Origin of the sequence: uncultured Paracoccus sp. (genome assembly GCF_947496875.1) — a bacterium.
GTDB lineage: Bacteria > Pseudomonadota > Alphaproteobacteria > Rhodobacterales > Rhodobacteraceae > Paracoccus.
Genome location: NZ_CANMEH010000103.1, coordinates 1 through 276 on the forward strand (window position 1 = coordinate 1; position 276 = coordinate 276).

General features: G+C 65.9%; 1 pseudogene. It reads right to left on the reverse strand.

Annotated features, from left to right (window positions below):
* A pseudogene (locus Q0938_RS19300) lies at positions 1-203 on the reverse strand (transposase); the annotation flags it as partial.
* Positions 204-276: the final 73 nt, after the last annotated feature.

Consider the following 276-nt stretch of genomic DNA (forward strand, 5'->3'; position numbering starts at 1 on the left):
GCGAATGTTCGCTCGACGACCCGTCGACGCGGCAGAACCTCGACCCACTCGCGGTGTCGGAACGCTCGATGATCTCGAGCGTCCGGTCGCCGCGGCCGCTGAGCGTTGCCTTCAGCTTATCCCCGGCATAGCCGCCATCGGCGAACATGGCGCAGCAAAGGGAACCGGTGCCGGATGGAGCGGAAGACGTCCGGGGCGCCATCGCCCATCGGCGCGATGGTTTCCAGCGTCATGTAGCGGGCGCGCTGAACGGCCCATTCATCGTTTTGTTCGAGG